The following is a 16,246-nucleotide window of genomic DNA, read 5'->3' as shown; positions in this document are numbered from 1 at the left end:
CCAGCAGGCGCTGTTGGCGGGCGTCTTTGGCAGGCGCCATAGCCGGCGTCTTTAGCAGGCCAAATCCAGCACGTCCCGGGCGCGCTGCAGCGCCACGGTGGACGAGTAGATCAGCGCAGCGTCCGCGGAGCCTGCCACCCGCAGGTCCAGCGCCTTGGCGAAGGACTCGACGGCGGCGGCGATGTTGCCGGCGGCGAAGTAGGACCGGCCCAAGTGCTGGCGGACCACGGCCTCGTCGGGGGTGCCCTGCGCTTCGGGGAGCAGTTGGCGGTAAAGCTCAACCGCGCGGTCAGAGCGGTGTGATACCCGCAGGACCTCAGCCTCGAACATCCGCAGCCGGAACGAATCGGGATCCTTGTACCGGGCCTCGGCGAGCAACTCGGCGGCCTCGCCCGGGTGGCCCTCCACGAGGCGCACGAAGATCAGGTCCGTGGGGTCGGTCGAGGCCGCCAGCGCTTCGGCGCAGGCTTCCTCGTTAACCACCTGCGGCATGAGGGTTAGCGGGTTGATCCGGATGCCGGGAAACCCGCCGTCCGGCCACTCACTGGTGCCGCCATTGTCGCTGATCATCAGGAAGCGATTTCCTGGTATGCCGCGAAGAGCAGCGAGGTGTCCGGCACGTCCAGGATGCCCGGGCGTCCGACGCCGTCGAGCACCACGAAGCGCAGCAGGTCACCGCGCGCCTTCTTGTCCCGCCGCATGCCGTCCAGCAATGCCTGCCAACGGTCACGGCGGTAGGTGATGGGCAGCCCGAGGCTCTCCAGGATGTCCCGGTGGCGGTCGGCGTCGGCGTCGCTGAGCCGGCCGACGCTGCGCGCCAGTTCGGCAGCGAACATCATGCCCACCGAGACGGCGGCGCCGTGCCGCCATGAGTAACGTTCGGCGAGTTCAATCGCGTGGCCCAGGGTGTGCCCGTAGTTGAGGATTTCCCGCTGCCCGGTTTCCTTCAGGTCCTCGGAGACGACCCGTGCCTTGACGGCGATGGCGCGTTCGATCAGCTCACGCAAGGTTTCGGAGCGGGGATCGGACACCGCGGCGGGGTCCTTTTCAATCAGTTCGAGGATGGCCGGGTCGGCGATGAAACCGCATTTGATGACCTCGGCCATGCCGGAGATGATCTCGTTTTTGGGCAGCGTGTCCAGGGTGTCCAGGTCGGCGAGGACTCCGGCCGGCGGGTGGAAGACGCCCACCAGGTTCTTGCCTTCGGCGGTGTTGATGCCGGTCTTGCCGCCGACGGCCGCGTCCACCATGCCGAGCAGGCTCGTGGGCATGTGGATGACCTTGACGCCGCGCAGCCAGGTCGCGGCGACGAATCCGGCGAGGTCGGTCACCGCTCCCCCGCCGACGGCGACGATCGCGTCCGAGCGGGTGAAGTCGTTCTGGCCCAGCACCTGCCAGCAGAAGGAGGCCACCTCGATGTGCTTGCCTTCTTCGGCGTCCGGGATCTCGGCCGTCAGCGCGGTGAAGCCGGCGCTGGCCAGCTCCTCGCGGACAGCGTCGCCGGTAAGCCGCAGGGCGCGCGGGTGGACGACGAGGACGCGCTTGACGCGCTCCCCCAGCAGCTCAGGCAGCTTTGCCAGCAGCCCGCGGCCGACGACGACGTCGTAGTTGTCCCCCGGAGCCTTGCCGGTGACTTTGATGACGGTTGATTCGGTGCTCACTTTTCAACTTTCCTTGTCGCTGCTGGGGTGCGCGTTGCCTCGTTGTCGAGGGCGGCGTGCTGCTCCAGGGCTTCTTCGAGCCCGCGCGCGAGCTCTTGGACAGAGCCGCTCCGGACGTCGAGCGTCAGGTCGGCGAGCCGTTCGTAGACCGGCTGCCGGGTGGCGAACAGTGTCCGCCAACGTTCCATCGCGTCGCCGGCCAGGAGCGGCCGCCCCGAGTTGCGCGCGATCCGTTCGGACACCGTGGCGGCATCGCATTCCAGGTACACCACGATGCAGTTGGCGAGCAATTGCTGCGTTCCCGAGTCCAGGACAGCCCCGCCGCCGAGCGAGATTACGGTGCTAGAGCCCTTGGCGCTGCTGGCCGCCGCCTCTTCGATGGCCTGCGCCACCGCCCGGGCCTCCAGTTCGCGGAATGCGCATTCGCCCCTTCCCGCGAAAATATCAGCGATGGTGCCGTGCTGGGCAACCACCTCGACGTCGGTGTCGACGAAGCGGGCGCCGAGCTGCAGTGCGAGCTGCTGCCCGATCGCGGACTTGCCGACGGCCATGGGGCCGATCAGGGCGACCGGCCGGTTCAGGGCCTTTTGCGGCGCGTGACGGGCCGCCACTAGTGCCCGATCGAGTCCAGGGACGCCGGAATGTTGTCCAGGTAACCCTTGATGTTGCGGGCGGTCTCCTGCACGGAGTCGCCGCCGAACTTTTCCGTGACTGCTTCGGCGAGGACCAGCGCCACCATGGCCTCGGCCACCACGCCGGCGGCCGGGACGGCACAGACGTCCGAGCGCTGGTGGTGTGCCTTCGCCGCTTCGCCGGTGCTGATGTCGACCGTCTTGAGGGCGCGCGGTACCGTGGCGATCGGCTTCATCGCGGCCCGGACCCGGAGCACGTCACCGATGCTCATGCCGCCTTCGATGCCGCCGGCCCGGTTGGACGTGCGGATGATCCTGCCGTCCTGGTCCTTGACGATTTCGTCGTGGGCTGCGGAGCCGCGGCGCGCGGCGGTGAGGAAACCATCGCCGACTTCCACGCCCTTGATGGCCTGGATGCCCATCAGGGCAGCGGCCAGGCGCGAGTCAAGACGCCGGTCCCAGTGCACGTAGCTGCCCAGCCCCGGGGGAAGTCCGTAGGCTAGGACTTCGACAACGCCGCCGAGGGTTTCGCCTTCCTTGTGCGCCATGTCCACCTCCGCGACCATGGCGTCCGAGGTTTCGCGGTCGAAACAACGCAGCGGGTCGGCGTCGAGGGCCAGCACGTTGTCCGGCACCGGCAGCGGCCGGCCTTCCGGGACGGAAACGCTGGCAATGGACACCGTGTGGGAGACCAGTTCAATGCCGAGCTGCTTGAGGAATGCGGCGGCGACGGCGCCCAAGGCCACGCGGGTGGCGGTTTCCCGGGCGCTGGCGCGCTCCAGGACCGGACGGGCCTCGTCAAAGCCGTACTTCTGCATGCCGGTGAAATCGGCGTGACCCGGCCGGGGCCGGGTAAGCGGCGCGTTACGGGCCTGGTCGGCGAGGGCTTCGGGATCCACCGGATCGGCGGACATGATCTGCTCCCACTTGGGCCACTCGGTGTTGCCGACCTGGATAGCGACCGGACCGCCCTGGGTCAGCCCGTGCCGGACGCCGCCCAGGACCGTCACAGCGTCCTGTTCGAACTTCATCCGGGCACCGCGGCCGTACCCGAGGCGCCGTCGGGCCAGCGCCGCGACGATCTGGTCCCGGGTGAGTTCAACACCTGCGGGGACGCCTTCGATAATTCCGACCAGGGCCGGACCATGGGATTCTCCGGCAGTCAACCAACGCAACATAAAATCCATCCTGCCATGCGAGGCACTTAGAACACCCGTCGGGGTGCCCCGACTGCGTCACACATCACATCTATGACTTCCGCGGGCACGGCGCGCTCCAGGCCGGTGAAATGGCGAACCTGCTCGACCGCCTGGTACAGCAGCATTTCGAGGCCGGGGACCACGCGTCCGCCCGCGTCCGTCCAGGCCGAGGCGAGACGGCTGGGCCAGGGGTCGTAAGCGACGTCAAGCAGCACACCGCCGGCTTGAGCGCCGTGCCGGGCCAGGCCTGCCGCCAGTTCCTCCGCCAAGCCGTCCGCGGCCCGCGGCGGCAAGGTGGAGATCACGACGTCGGCTGCTGCCATCGCAGGCGCCGCTGCGTTCAGCGGCAGCACCTCAAGCGGGAGCCCTACGGCTGCGGCCGCGGCCCGGGCCTCGACGGCACGGCCGATGTCCCGTACGTAGACGGCCGCGGACGGCGCTCCGAGTTCCTTGAGCGCGGCGATGGCGGCTGCTGCTGTCCCGCCGCCACCGAGGACGACGGCGGAGGGTTCTCCGGCCGCGCCGGCGTACCGGAGGGCGTTGACGATCCCGGCGACGTCGGTGTTGTAGCCCACCAGGCGGGTGCCGCCCGCTGCGTCCCCGGGTTCGAATGCCACGGTGTTGATGACGCCCAACTGCTGAGCGATGCCACGGATCTCGTCCACCTCTGCAGCCATGGCGGCCTTGAGCGGCATCGTCACGGACAGCCCGCGCCACCGTTCGTCACCGCGGACGCCGGCCATGAAGGCCGCAAGGGCATCCTCGGTGACGTCGACGGCGTCGTAATCCATGTCGACGCCGAGCTTCGCATAGGCGGCGCGATGCAAGGCCGGTGATTTCGAATGGCTGATGGGATGCCCGAGGACGGCGGCCCGCAGTGTCACACGCAACGTCCGGGGTTGGCCTCGCACCAGGCGTTGTACTTGGCCACGTAGCCGTTGTGCTCGGCCAGGGTCTTGGAGAACTTGGTTTCCTTGGTGTCCAGGTTGATCGTGACCCAGTAGAGGTAGTCGTTCTTCTTCGGCTTGGCGGCCGCGTCGATCGCCCGCTTGCCCGGCGAACCGATCGGGCCGGCCGGCAGGCCTGTATTGGCGTAGGTGTTGTACTTGTTCGACTTATCGGCCTTCTGGGCCTCGTCGATGTGGAAGCTCCGGATTCCCAGCCCGTAGGTCACCGTGGCGTCGGACTGGATCAGCCCGTTCGTCTCGGTGTTGTTGGGCTTGAGCCGGTTGTAGATGGCGCCGGCGACGTCTCCGTATTCGGCCTGGCCGCCTTCGGCCTGCACGATGCTTGCGACCGTCAGCACGTCGTACTGCTTGGCCGGATCCGTCACGCCCTGGGCCTTCAGTTCCTCGAGGGTGCTGCCGACCAGTTTCTGCAGCACGTCCTTGCCGGAGGTGCCGAGCGGGAACCGGTATTCACCCGGGAAGAGGAATCCTTCAAGGTTCTTGGCCTTGGACGGCACGCCGAACTGCTTCGGGGAGTCGCTGAGGGCCTTGAGTTCGCTGACCGGGATCCCGGTGCCTTCGGAGATGGACTGCAGCGATTCGTTGATCCTCATGCCGGCGCTCAGCGCGAAGTACATGACCTTTTCCTGGCCCTTGTTCAACAGCACGTTCACGGCGTCCGCGTTGTTCATTTCGTTGCGCATCGTGAAGGTTCCGGGGCTCAGGGCGCCGCCCGCGGCGACGAACTGCTTGACGAAAGTGTCGGCGTTCGCAATCACCTTCTTGGATTCCATCTCGGCTGCAACGGACCGGGGTCCGGCGCCAGGCGGAACAGTGATGGTCACCGAGCCGGTTCCCGGACCCGGGTAGTCAGCGAGCTTGTCGCCACCAAGCAATGGCTTGATGAACTGAGCTCCCACGACGATCGCGACCACGAAGACGGCAAGCGTCAGGACCAGTGCCAGGAAGCGGCGGCGCCGTCGGACCTTCTTCGAGGGACCCTTGGTGGTGGGAATACGGGGGGCGCCAGCCATCAGGTCGTGGCCGGGCTCGTCGTCGTAGACGTGGTGGGCCTCATCATCGGGGTGGTCCGAGTAGGCCGGGTGGACTTCCGCCTCGTGATGAAGGCTGTGGCCATACTGCAAGGCGTCAGCGCGGCGGAGAGTCTCCTCGCGGGACATCCCGCCAGCGTATTCGTGCACCGGCTCGTCGTGGAGGGGTGCGTCATGGAGGGGAGCTTCGTCGATGGGCTCGTCGTGAACGGGCTCGTCCGGCTGGAACGCCGCATGCTCTGGCTGCTGGTACCCCTCCGCTGCGGGGACGGGCTCCTCGTGCTCGGGTTCCTGGTGCACGGGTTCAGCTGCCGGGACCTCGTCCAGCGGCTCGTGAACGGTCGGCGCGGCGTCCGGGAGCTCCGGGGCGCCGGCGGAGGACTGCCGGGGTGCTTCAGCCGGGGCCGAGGCGTCGGCTTGCGGCGCAGCCGGAGCCTCCCGTCCGGTCTCGAAGGCCTGGGGCGGGATGACGTCGTGACCCTGAGTGGCCAGGAACTTCTCCTGTGCCCTGATTTCTTTGCGCGTCAGCGGACGGCCGGCGCCGCCGTCGGCAACACCAGAGGAGTCGTCATTGTTGACCGGGCTCACTGTAGCCTTCCATTTTGGGCAGAATGCGTTGTGCAGAATGCGTGTGTACTTCCGGGACGGGCAGAGCGCCGTCGCCGGGTGGCCCCGGTTGGAGGTCGTCCGCGCTAACGCGGCTTCCTACATCCGTTCCCCTGGCCTTTTGCATATCGATCGCATGTTGCAGGATACCTGCGGCCGCGACCTGATCAACTACTTTACGATGGTCCCTGCTGCTCATGCCAGCTTGGTGCAGCTCGCGGTGGGCTGTCACCGTGCTCAGTCGCTCGTCGATCAGCCTCACCGGCAGGCAGGATCCGGCCTCCGATAGTTTACTGACCAGTAGCTTCGCATATTCGGTGGCCATTCGGGCGGAAGCGTGCTCCTCGCCCTTCATGGTCCGTGGCAGGCCCACAAAAATTTCGACAGCACCGAGCTCCACGGCAAGGTTGGCGAGGATCCGGACGTCGGTGTTCTTCTTCACGTTCCGGGTCAGCGTCCGCAGCGGCGTGGCCAGGATGCCGTCGCGGTCGCATACCGCGACGCCCACCCGAACGGTGCCGACGTCTACCCCGAGTTTCACGCCCTGGGGGTAGACGCCGGGCACGGCTGCTTCAGTCATTCAGGGTCCCGGGGGTCAGCGCTTGGTGATGGCGTCCACGACCGCGGTCAGGGCAGCGCCGACCTTGGCAGCGTCGGTGCCGCCGCCCTGGGCAACGTCGTCCTTGCCGCCACCGCCGCCGCCGAGGATACCCGCGGCGAGACGCACCAGCGCACCGGCCTTGACGCCGGCGGACCGGGCTGCCTCGTTGGTGGCGATCAGGATGACCGGGCGGTCATTGCTGACGCCGGCGACCGCGACGGCGGCCGGCTCGGAGCCGAGGCGGGTGCGAAGGTCCAGGGCGAGGCCGCGAAGGTCGTCGGCTCCGCTGACCTGGCCGGCGTCGTGCGCGATGACCTTGACCCCGGCAGCGTCCCTGGCAGTGCCCACCAACTGGGCGGCGGCGGCCGTGAGCTGTTCCTTGCGCAGCCGCTCAAGTTCCTTCTCGGCCGTCTTCAGCTTGCTCAGCGTGCTGGCGATGCGTTCGGTGAGCAGGCCGGAGGGAACCTTCAGCATTTCGGTGAGTTCGGTCACCAGGGCGCGTTCAGCGGCGAGGTGCCGGAACGCGTCCATGCCGACGAAGGCCTCCACGCGGCGGTTTCCCGAACCGACGGACTGTTCGCCCAGCAGCGACAGGCTGCCGATCAGCGAAGTGTTCGAAACGTGCGTGCCGCCGCAGAGCTCACGGGACCAGGCGCCGTCGATCTCGACGACGCGGACCTCGTTGCCGTAGTTCTCGCCGAACAGCGCCATGGCGCCGAGGGCCTTCGCCTCGGCAAGGCCCATGACCTTGGTCTGCACCTGGAAGTTGTTCCGGATGGCGATGTTGGAGACTTCCTCGATTTCGGAGCGCGTGGCGGCGCTCAGGCCTTCACCCCAGGCGAAGTCGAAGCGGAGGTAGCCGGCCTTGTTGAAGGAGCCGCGCTGCAGCGCCTCCGGCCCAAGGATCTGGTGCAGCGCCGCGTGCACAATGTGCGTGCCGGTGTGCGCCTGCTCGGCGGCGTGCCGGCGTTCCCGGTCGACGGCGGCGAGGACCTGTGAGTCGGCACCGATTTCGCCTTCGCGGACGATTGCCTTGTGCACGCTCAGGCCCTTGATCGGCCGCTGCACGTCCAGGACCTCGACGACGAAGCCGTCGCCGGTGATGAGGCCGGTATCGGCGGCCTGGCCGCCGGCTTCGGCGTAGAACGGGGTCTCGGCGAGGACGAGTTCGATTTCCTCGCCGGTGGACGCCTGCGAGACCTTGCGGCCGCCGGCAAGGATGCCGCGGACTTTGGACTCGCCGGCGAGTTCGGTGTAGCCGGTGAAGACGGTCTCACCGCCGGCCAGCAGTTCCTGGAAAGCGGACAGGTCGGCGTGGGCGCCCTTCTTGCCCTTGGCATCCGCCTGGGCGCGCTGGCGCTGTTCGAGCATGAGCTTGCGGAACTCGGGCTCGTCGACCTTGAGCCCGGCTTCCTCGGCCATTTCCAGGGTGAGGTCGATCGGGAAGCCGTAGGTGTCGTGCAGGGCGAAGGCGTCGGCGCCGGAGAGCGGCTGTCCGGCGGCCTTGGATTCCTTCACGGCGTCCTCAAGGCGGGCGGTGCCGGAAGCGATGGTGCGCAGGAACGCCTTCTCCTCGGCGTAAGCAATCCGGCTGATCCGGTCGAAGTCGGTCTCCACGATCGGGTAGACACCCTTCATGGCGTCCCGGGACGCGGGCAGCAGCTCGGGCAGGCAGGCCTTTTCGACGCCGAGAAGCCGCATTGAACGCACGGCGCGGCGGATCAGGCGGCGCAGCACGTAGCCCCGGCCTTCGTTTGAGGGGGTGACGCCGTCGGCGATCAGCATCAGGGCCGAACGGATGTGGTCGGCGACGACGCGCATCCGGACGTCGTCCGTGTGGTGCGGGTCTTCCGGGGTCTCGGCGGAGGTGTATTCCTTGCCGGAGAGCGCGGCGGCCTTATCGATCACCGGGCGGACCTGGTCCGTCTCGTACATGTTCTCGACGCCCTGCAGGATCATCGCAAGGCGCTCCATGCCGAGGCCGGTATCGATGTTCTTCTTCGGCAGTTCGCCGGTGATGTCAAAGTCCACCTTGGAGCGCACGTTGTCGATCTGGTACTGCATGAACACGAGGTTCCAGATCTCGATGTAACGGGTCTCGTCGGCCAGCGGGCCGCCCTCGATGCCGTAGGCGGGGCCGCGGTCGTAGTAGATCTCGGAGCACGGGCCTGCGGGGCCGGGCTGGCCGGTGGACCAGTAGTTGTCCGCCTTGCCCATCCGCTGGATCCGCTCGGCCGGAACGCCGGTGTTCTTCAGCCAAAGCTCTTTGGCCTCGTCATCTTCTTCGTAGACGGTGACCCAGAGGCGCTCAGGCGGCAGGCCATAGCCGCCGTCGTCGACGCTCGTGGTAAGCAGTTCCCAGGCAAACTTGATGGCGTCTTCCTTGAAGTAATCGCCAAAGGAGAAGTTGCCGCACATCTGGAAGAAGGTGCCGTGCCGGGCAGTCTTGCCGACTTCCTCGATGTCGCCGGTGCGGATGCACTTCTGCACGCTGGTGGCACGGGAGTAAGGGGCTTCCTCGCGCGCGGTCAGGTACGGGATGAACGGCACCATGCCGGCAACCGTGAACAGCAGGGACGGGTCGCTGGAGACCAAGGAGGCGGAAGGCACCGCCGTGTGGCCCTTGCTGACAAAAAAGTCGATCCAGCGCTTGGTGATCTCCTGCGACTTCATAACCTGGTTACTTACCCTTCAATATGCACTACGTCGTTGGTTCCGGCCGGATTCTTGCCAGCGGTACTCACGGCGGAGTAGACGGCAGACACCTTGCTGCCGGTCTTTCGGAACACTCTGATGTGCCGGCGTGGTTCCGGCAGGCGCCCCGCGGGGCACCCTTGTTTCTAATTCTCTCCCGGCTAACGCCGGACCGCATCCCGACCGGCGATGGCGCCGTCAGCGGCTCCATCGACCCCAAGCGCGGTGCGGAGTTCGGTTTCCCGCTCCCGCATGCCTACTCGGACGGCGTCGGCGAAATCGTAGACGCCGTCGGCGAGCCGGCCGACGGCCCGGTTGAGGCCTTCCGGTCCGAGGGTGGACTGCGCCTCGGTGAGCTTACGGAAGGCGATGACGCCAATCGCGACGCCGATACCCATCCAGATGATTCTGTTCATGTCAGGTCCTCTCAGGGTTGGGTCAGCGGCTGCGGCGGCCGGAAGTGGGCTTCTTGCGCGCCGAGAACGCGGACCGCACGCCGTAGCTGAAGGCGGCAACCTTGATCAACGGCGAACCGACCGTCGCGGCGACCAGCGAGGACAAGGCCGAGATGTTGGCGGAGGCGTCGGAGACGTTGGAGGCGATCCCGTCGACCTTCTTCAGCTGCTGGTTGGTGGTGGAGACGGTGGCGGTGACCTCGTCCATGAGCGGGGTGGCGCCGTCGCTGATCGACCGGATGCTGCTGCGCACCTCGTCGAAGACTCCCCCGAGCTTGAGGATCGGCACGGCGAGCAGCAGGACCAGCAGTGCAAACACACCGGCCGCGATCAGGCCGGCAATATCGCCACCAGACATAGATGTTCATCTCCTTGAAACTACGTGGATTCCTGCGTCGACCTCCGCTGCCGGACACGGCAGGCGGAGAACTCCCCCAAGTACCTTACATACAAAGAAGCCCGTGGCGCTTGCCACGGGCTTCTTCGTAAGGTGTCGCGTTGGATCTAGCGTGCGTAGAATTCCACGACGAGCTGCTCTTCGCAGGTCACGGGGATCTCGGAGCGCTTCGGGCGACGGACCAGGCGGGCCTGCAGGGCGTCAAGCTTGACGTCCAGGTAGGCCGGAACCATCGGCAGGACATCGCGGTGCGCGCCGGCTGCTGCCACCTGGAAGGGAGGCATGGTCTCGCTGCGGCTGTGGACGTGGACCAGCTGGCCCTCACCGACGCGGAAAGACGGGCGGTCAACGCGGATGCCGTCGACGAGGATGTGGCGGTGCACAACCATCTGGCGGGCCTGGGCGATGGTGCGGGCGAAGCCTGCACGCAGCACGAGGGCGTCGAGACGCATTTCGAGCAGTTCGATCAGGTTTTCACCGGTCAGGCCCTTGGTGCGGCGCGCTTCTTCGAAGGCACGGGTCATCTGGGCTTCGCGGATGCCGTACTGGGCGCGCAGACGCTGCTTTTCGCGCAGACGTACGGCGTAGTCGGAGTCCTGCTTCTTGCGGGCACGGCCATGCTCACCGGGACCGTACGGGCGGCGCTCCATGTACTTGGCGGCCTTGGGGGTCAGAGCGATGCCGAGTGCACGCGAGAGGCGTGCGGTACGGCGAGCACGAGTGTTGTTAGCCACTTGTGTCCTTCCAATATCTGCGGTGTGTCAGTGTTACTGGCCTCCACGATGGAGAGCATCGGCCAACCGCTGCCTTTTGCTACTGGGCACAGGGCAAACCCATCAAATCAGCATGAACTGCCGAAAACTGGTGGATTGTGCGTCCGTGCCTTGCCAGACAACGAACCATCCTACCATGGCGATCCCTGGCGCCTGCTTGCCGCTGCTACCCCCCTACTTGCCCCGGGCCCTACTTGCCCCGGATGATCTTCCGCAGCCGCTCCAGCCGGGTGGAGATGTCCCGTTCTGCGCCGTTGGCCGTGGGTTCGTAGTAGTTCCGGCCCACGAGGTCGTCCGGCGGATACTGCTGCTTGGCCACCGCATGCGGCGCGTCGTGGGCATACTTGTAGCCCTTGCCGTGGCCGAGCTGCTTGGATCCCGGGTAGTGCGCGTCCCGCAGGTGGGCCGGGATGCCGTTCCCGAGGCCGGCACGGACGTCGGCGATCGCCTGGTTGATGCCCATGTAGGCGGCGTTGGACTTCGGGGCGGTGGCGAGGTGGACGACTGCCTCGGCCAGGATGATGCGCCCCTCGGGCATGCCGATAAGCTGCACCGCCTGGGCTGCGGCCACCGCTGTCTGCAAGGCGGTGGGGTCGGCCATGCCAACGTCTTCGGCCGCGGAGATTACGATCCGGCGGGCCACAAAGCGGGGGTCCTCGCCCGCCTCCAGCATCCTGGCCAGATAGTGCAGCGCGGCGTCGACGTCGGATCCCCGGATGGACTTGATGAACGCGCTGGCGACGTCGTAGTGCTGGTCGCCGGCACGGTCGTAGCGCACCGAGGCGACGTCGAGCGCCCGTTCGGTGTGTTTGAGTTCGATTTTGACGGGAGCCTCACCGGCGCCGTCGGCGTCGTCTGCGTCTCCGAAGGCGACGCCGGCCGCCGCCTCCAGCGCTGTCAGCGCCCGGCGCGCGTCCCCGCCGGATAGCCGGACCAGGTGGGCGAGGGCTTCCCCGTCGAGCTCCACCTTGCCGTTCAGGCCCCGTGGATCCTCGGCGGCCCGCCGCAGCAGCCCTTCGACGTCGGCGTCGGTAAGCGGCTTGAGCGTCAGCAGCAGCGACCGGGACAGCAGCGGCGACACCACGGAGAAGGACGGGTTCTCGGTGGTGGCCGCGACCAGGACCACCCAGCGGTTCTCGACCCCGGGCAGCAGGGCGTCCTGCTGGGCCTTGTTGAAGCGGTGGATCTCGTCCAGGAAAAGCACAGTCGTCGTTTTGTAAAGGTCCCGCGCGGTGAGGGCCTCGTCCATGACGCGCCGGACGTCTTTCACGCCGGCGGTGATAGCGGAGAGCTCAACGAACTTCCGGCCCGGGCCCTTTGCGATAACGTGCGCCAGGGTGGTCTTGCCGGTGCCCGGGGGTCCCCAGAGAATGAGAGAGCTCGGCCCGGCCGGCCCGGTGGCGTCGCTGCCGGCCGCGAGCTGCCGGAGCGGTGAGCCCTGGCCCAGGAGGTGCTGTTGGCCCACGACATCGTCCAGGCTGCGCGGCCGCATCCGGACTGCCAACGGGCTTCGCGGTGCGGAGCGGGTCGGAGCGGCGCTAAGGGAGCTGCCGCCGGCCTCTTCGACGTCAACGTCGTCGTTAGCGGACGCGTTGTCCTGCCCTGAGCCAAAGAGATCATCCACATAGATAGGCTACTTCTAGTTCCCGGGCCGCCCTGACACGGCAGCCGCCCCTGCTACCCCCGACGGAGATCCCCGCCATGGCCAGCCCCGACACCCGTGTGGCGTTCGTCTCCGGTGACCGGCTGCCCGGCTGGGTGGAGCGCTTCAAGGCGAGCCATGGAGAGTCGCGGGAAGAACCGGAGGAGTCCGGGCTGCGGCTGTTGGCGGCCGACGGCGCCACGGCCCTGCTGCTGCCACCCTGGCCGGACGGCGGGCGCCCGGGGCGCGGCGGCGATTCCGTCGCCCGGCTGGCGTCCCTGGCATCGCAGCCGCGTCGGCTCGGCCTGGTCCTGGTGCGGCGCGGCGGCTATTCGGTAGCGGTGGTGTCCGAGGGGCAGATCCTTGCATCCAAGACCGGGACCCGGCATGTGCAGTCCCGCACGGCGGCCGGAGGCTGGTCCCAGCAGCGCTTTGCCCGGCGCCGCGCCAACCAGGCGGACGCCCTGGTGGAGGCCGTCGCCGAGCACGCCGCAAGGATTTTCGCGGACCAAAGCGTCGAATACCTCGCCCCGGGCGGGGACCGTTCCCTGGCAGAGCAAGTACTCGCCGAACCCGTGCTCAAGGGTTACGCGGCGCATCTCCGGCTCCCGTTCCTGGACGTTCCGGATCCGCGGGCGGCAGTGCTAAAGAAAGCCGCGGCCGACGCGTGTGCAGTGCGGATACTGGTCACGGACCCGCCTGCGTCGTAAGCACGCGCTGCCCCGGCGGGTTGGTCTCCGGCACGCCCCCGGCCGTTTCGACGGTTCCGTGCCCATTCGATGCTGCGCTACGTCTAGCGCGCAGGGAACCGTCTAAACGGCGGGACGGGCGGGGCAGGCAGGCGGGGTCGCGGGCGGGAACGGGTCAGCAGCCGGTCAGGTGCCGCTTCTGCCGTTCCTGCCGGTAAAGGTAGCGGCCCGATTCCTCGAAGCCTGCCCTGGCGTAGAGTTCCTGCGCCCCGATGTTGGCCATCGTAACGAGCAGCCAGTACCCGTCAAGGCCCAGGCGCATTCCCTCACCAAGCAACGCCTGCAACACCCGTCCGGCGTGGCCGCGCCTGCGCGCATCGGGGCGGGTCGCCATGCAGTACAGCCCGCCCCGCCGCGGACCACCGGGTTCCGCGTCGGGCAGCGCAAGGCGCCCGACGGCGGCGGGGGCGCCGTCGTCGTCGCGGACGAGGGCGTACAGCGAGGGGCAGCCGGTCAGGATCCCGCGGGCGACGTCGAGTTCGGCCGGCCCACCGCGGCCGTCGACGCTCCACCACAGTTGCAGCCACTCTGCCGAGGGCTCCGTGGCGATCTCGACGCCACGGCCGGAGCCGGGAACGGAGCTGCGGGCGTCCCGGACCAGGATGAGGGTTTCCGATTGCCGGGTGAAGCCCTCCGCGTCGAGCAGGGTGTTGAGCGGCGCGGACCGCGGGTCGTCGAAGACCTGGAAGATCAGCGGCTGGCGCCGGACGCGGTACCAGAGCCGGGCGTCCCGGAGCGCGGCGGACAGTGCGGGACCGTCCACTCCCGGCTCGCGGGGCCAGACCGAGTTGGCCCGCTGCGTCACTCCCGAGGCAGCCCGGAGGACCCAGCCACCGGACTCCTCGCGTTCGGGGGCAGCCCAGGCGGCGTCCATCAACGTTTCCACTCCGGGTGCTGCTGCCATGTCTGTGACCTCCGCAAGGTGATTGTCCGTCGGCACAGCAACGGCCCCCCGGTTGCCCGGGGAGCCGTTGCCGCAGATCATGCCGGGCTACTTGGCGCCGTCGTCCTTCTTAGCCTCCGGCTTGAAGTCGACGCCGGCTTCCTTGCGCTGCTGCGCCGTGATGGGTGCAGGCGCCTGGGTCAGCGGGTCGTAGCCGCCGCCGGACTTCGGGAACGCGATGACGTCGCGGATGGAGTCAACGCCGGCGAGCAGCGAGACGACGCGGTCCCAGCCGAAGGCGATGCCGCCGTGCGGGGGCGCGCCGAACTTGAAGCCCTCGAGCAGGAAGCCGAACTTCTCCTGGGCGTCCTCGTGCGAAAGGCCCATCACCTTGAAGACGCGCTCCTGGACGTCGCCCTGGTGGATACGGATGGAGCCGCCGCCGATTTCGTTGCCGTTGCAGACGATGTCGTAGGCGTAGGCCAAGGCGGTTTCCGGGTCCGTGTCGAAGCTGTCCATGAACTCCGGCTTGGGCGAGGTGAAGGCGTGGTGCACGGCCGTCCACTTGCCGCCGCCGACCGCGACGTCGCCGGAGGCGACCGCTGCGGCTGCCGGTTCGAACATCGGCGCGTCGACAACCCAGCAGAAAGCCCAGTCGCTCGGGTTGATCAGGCCGGTGCGGTGGCCGATCTCGACGCGAGCGGCGCCGAGCAGCGCCCGGGACGGGGTCTTCTCGCCGGCGGCGAAGAAGATGCAGTCGCCCGGCTTGGCGCCCACGGCGTCGGCGAGGCCGGCACGTTCGGTTTCGGTCAGGTTCTTGGCGACGGGGCCGGCAAGTTCGCCGTCTTCCTTGAAGAGGACATAGGCGAGGCCCTTGGCGCCGCGCTGCTTGGCCCATTCCTGCCAGGCGTCGAGGGCCCGGCGGGCCTGCGAGGCACCGCCCGGCATCACGACGGCACCGACGTAGGGAGCCTTGAAGACGCCGAAGTTGGTGTCCTTGAAGAACTCGGTGAGCTCGGTGAGTTCCTGGCCGAAGCGCAGGTCCGGCTTGTCCGAGCCGTAGCGGGCCATCGCGTCGTTGTAGGTGATGCGCTGGATCGGCGTCGGAATCTCGACGTCGATCAGCTTCCACAGCGCCTTCACGATGCTCTCGCCCAGGTTGATGATGTCATCCTGCTCCACGAAACTGGCTTCGATGTCGAGCTGGGTGAACTCGGGCTGGCGGTCGGCGCGGAAATCCTCGTCACGGTAGCAACGGGCGATCTGGTAGTACTTTTCGAAGCCGCCGACCTGCAGGAGCTGTTTGAAGAGCTGGGGCGACTGCGGCAGCGCATACCAGGAACCCGGCGCGAGGCGGGCGGGGACGACGAAGTCGCGGGCGCCTTCCGGCGTCGAACGCGTCAGCGTGGGCGTCTCGATCTCGACGTAGCCGTCCTGGTGCAGCAGCTCGCGGGCCACCCGGTTGGCCTCGGAGCGCAGGCGCAGGTTGCGGGCGGGGCCGGGGCGGCGCAGGTCCAGGTAGCGGTGCTTGAGGCGGGCTTCCTCGCCCACTTCTACATGCTCATCGATCTGGAACGGCAGCGGATCGGAGGTGTTGAGGATGGTGACCTTCTCGGCCATCACCTCGATCTCGCCGGTGGCCAGCGCGGGGTTCTCGTTGCCCTCCGGACGCTTGGAAACGGTGCCGATCACCTGCAGCACGAACTCGTTGCGGAGGCCGTGGAAGACCTCCTCTTCGCGGACGACCACCTGAGCGACGCCCGAAGCGTCGCGCAGGTCCACGAATGCGACACCACCGTGGTCACGACGCCGGCCGACCCAGCCGGCGAGGGTTACGGTTTGTCCAATGTGCTCGGAGCGAAGGGATCCGAGGTCGTGTGTGCGCAGCACAGCTCGCCTTTCAGAAGGAAAACAGGGTGGTGTTAAATGGGACCGCTACGGGAACGGTCCCGTTC

At 67.8% G+C, this 16,246-nt stretch carries 15 protein-coding genes; 1 reads left to right on the top strand and 14 read right to left on the bottom strand.

Translation table 11 applies throughout. The features are described 5' to 3' along the window. Window positions 1-51: 51 nt before the first annotated feature. The 12 genes from AC1DK9_RS06260 to AC1DK9_RS06205 form a co-directional block, all read right to left on the bottom strand. Window positions 52-570: a tetratricopeptide repeat protein gene (locus AC1DK9_RS06260; protein WP_476915341.1), complete on the bottom strand. Its 519-nt coding sequence runs from the start codon at window positions 568-570 to the stop codon at window positions 52-54. After that, window positions 570-1,661, bottom strand: a complete 1,092-nt coding sequence (gene aroB / locus AC1DK9_RS06255) for a 3-dehydroquinate synthase (protein WP_476860588.1) — start codon at window positions 1,659-1,661, stop codon at window positions 570-572. The genes AC1DK9_RS06260 and aroB overlap by 1 nt, the downstream gene beginning before the upstream one ends. Continuing rightward, window positions 1,658-2,212: a shikimate kinase gene (locus AC1DK9_RS06250; RefSeq protein WP_476860947.1), complete on the bottom strand. Its 555-nt coding sequence runs from the start codon at window positions 2,210-2,212 to the stop codon at window positions 1,658-1,660. The genes aroB and AC1DK9_RS06250 overlap by 4 nt, the downstream gene beginning before the upstream one ends. Window positions 2,213-2,271: 59 nt before the next feature. After that, window positions 2,272-3,471 carry a chorismate synthase gene (gene aroC, locus AC1DK9_RS06245; RefSeq protein ID WP_476915340.1) on the bottom strand — a complete coding sequence of 400 codons (1,200 nt, stop codon included), beginning with the start codon at window positions 3,469-3,471 and terminating at the stop codon, window positions 2,272-2,274. A 26-nt stretch (window positions 3,472-3,497) separates the two neighbouring features. Continuing rightward, window positions 3,498-4,376, bottom strand: a complete 879-nt coding sequence (locus AC1DK9_RS06240) for a shikimate dehydrogenase (protein WP_476915339.1) — start codon at window positions 4,374-4,376, stop codon at window positions 3,498-3,500. After that, entirely contained in the window at window positions 4,373-6,079 is a 1,707-nt protein-coding gene (mltG, locus tag AC1DK9_RS06235; RefSeq protein ID WP_476915338.1) for an endolytic transglycosylase MltG, read from the bottom strand. Before mltG ends, AC1DK9_RS06240 begins: the two co-directional genes overlap by 4 nt. Next, window positions 6,060-6,677 carry a Holliday junction resolvase RuvX gene (gene ruvX, locus AC1DK9_RS06230; protein ID WP_476860584.1) on the bottom strand — a complete coding sequence of 206 codons (618 nt, stop codon included), beginning with the start codon at window positions 6,675-6,677 and terminating at the stop codon, window positions 6,060-6,062. The genes mltG and ruvX overlap by 20 nt, the downstream gene beginning before the upstream one ends. Before the next feature lie 15 nt (window positions 6,678-6,692). Further along, window positions 6,693-9,371, bottom strand: a complete 2,679-nt coding sequence (alaS, locus tag AC1DK9_RS06225) for an alanine--tRNA ligase (RefSeq protein WP_476915337.1) — start codon at window positions 9,369-9,371, stop codon at window positions 6,693-6,695. 182 nt (window positions 9,372-9,553) lie between these two features. Then, on the bottom strand, window positions 9,554-9,808 hold the full coding sequence (locus AC1DK9_RS06220) for a hypothetical protein (protein WP_476860582.1): 255 nt from the start codon (window positions 9,806-9,808) through the stop codon (window positions 9,554-9,556). Between the two features lie 22 nt (window positions 9,809-9,830). Continuing rightward, complete coding sequence (locus tag AC1DK9_RS06215) at window positions 9,831-10,205, bottom strand: DUF948 domain-containing protein (RefSeq protein WP_476860581.1); 375 nt, start codon at window positions 10,203-10,205, stop codon at window positions 9,831-9,833. 146 nt (window positions 10,206-10,351) lie between these two features. Then, on the bottom strand, window positions 10,352-10,978 hold the full coding sequence (rpsD, locus tag AC1DK9_RS06210; protein WP_476860580.1) for a 30S ribosomal protein S4: 627 nt from the start codon (window positions 10,976-10,978) through the stop codon (window positions 10,352-10,354). A gap of 229 nt (window positions 10,979-11,207) precedes the next feature. After that, window positions 11,208-12,641: a replication-associated recombination protein A gene (locus AC1DK9_RS06205; protein WP_476915336.1), complete on the bottom strand. Its 1,434-nt coding sequence runs from the start codon at window positions 12,639-12,641 to the stop codon at window positions 11,208-11,210. A 77-nt stretch (window positions 12,642-12,718) separates the two neighbouring features. Between AC1DK9_RS06205 and AC1DK9_RS06200 the strand changes: the two genes are divergently transcribed. Continuing rightward, window positions 12,719-13,369, top strand: coding sequence for an acVLRF1 family peptidyl-tRNA hydrolase (locus AC1DK9_RS06200; protein WP_476860578.1), 651 nt, complete (start codon window positions 12,719-12,721; stop codon window positions 13,367-13,369). A 154-nt stretch (window positions 13,370-13,523) separates the two neighbouring features. Here AC1DK9_RS06200 and AC1DK9_RS06195 read toward each other — a convergent pair whose 3' ends face one another. Both AC1DK9_RS06195 and aspS read right to left on the bottom strand, forming a co-directional pair. Beyond that, window positions 13,524-14,312 carry a GNAT family N-acetyltransferase gene (locus AC1DK9_RS06195; protein ID WP_476915335.1) on the bottom strand — a complete coding sequence of 263 codons (789 nt, stop codon included), beginning with the start codon at window positions 14,310-14,312 and terminating at the stop codon, window positions 13,524-13,526. 87 nt (window positions 14,313-14,399) lie between these two features. Next, complete coding sequence (gene aspS / locus AC1DK9_RS06190; RefSeq protein ID WP_476915334.1) at window positions 14,400-16,181, bottom strand: aspartate--tRNA ligase; 1,782 nt, start codon at window positions 16,179-16,181, stop codon at window positions 14,400-14,402. Window positions 16,182-16,246: the final 65 nt, after the last annotated feature.

Source organism: Arthrobacter sp. 01T414 (assembly GCF_056398965.1).
This window is presented reverse-complemented; position numbering and strand designations above follow the sequence as displayed.